We start from the raw sequence: 977 nt of genomic DNA on the forward strand, positions 1-977 counted from the left end.
GAGCAACAACAAGACAAGATTGAATCACTAAGCGATCAGAAGTCTATCTTGCATGCAAAGATATCGGAGCAGAAAGCTGTCCTCGCTTCGCTTGTAACACTTCAAGAATCTGTCTTGGGTGATGATTCTAGCGTTTCTGCGCAAAAGCGGCAGATGGGTATTGATCAGCTGCCATTGCTGATGAATGAGCTTAAGGTCACTTCAGGTTGGGAAATTGCTGTTCAGCAAGCGCTTCATGATTGGATGAACTCTTTGGTTTCCGACGGCGTAGCAACGGATCTTATTCTGAATTGCGAAACATCAACTCTGGAAGGTTCTGTTGCCTTATTAGATAAGGATAAAAATGGATCAAACTCTAATGTTGTAGCAAAATCTGGATCACTTGCTCAATATGTTGAAGGTGCACCGTCTCAAGTAATTTTAATACTAAACGATATCAAAGTTGCTGATTCAAAAGAGCAAGCACAGCTTGCTATTGCTACACTGGCGGAGCACGAGTCTGTTATATGTACTGATGGCCTTTGGTTTGGTCAAACATGGGCAAGAGTATACAGGCCCGGTGATACCGAGGCAGGCGTTCTTGAGCGTGCAAATGTTATCGCAAAAATAAAGAAAGCTATTCCAGCGCTAGAGGAGCAGCTTGATGCCGTTAATCTTCAACTTGAAGCCAATAAAGATGCTCTACATCAATATCGTAAAGACTTAGAGTCTTTCGAGGTATCTATTAAAACGCTGACCAATGAGAAAGCTCGAATAGCTGGTCAGCAAGGAGCAGATAAAGCCAAGCTAGATCAATTCAATCTCCAGCTAAAACGAAACGATGAAGATATCAAGGAGTTGTTAGATCAGCTTGAACAGTATCGTGAGCAACTTGCTGAATCGCGCGAAATCTGGAATGAAGCGCTGCTATCGCTTGATGAGTTCACTGAGCGCAAAGCAGTTCTTAGCGAAGAAAGAGAGCGTGTTCAATCTCAGCT

General features: G+C 43.1%; 1 protein-coding gene. It reads left to right on the plus strand.

Annotation, left to right across the window (positions count from 1 at the left end; translation table 11 throughout):
- On the plus strand, window positions 1-977 hold a 977-nt coding region (locus A3735_RS30120; RefSeq protein ID WP_197485602.1), incomplete at both ends, for a hypothetical protein.

Source organism: Oleiphilus sp. HI0061 (assembly GCF_001635675.1).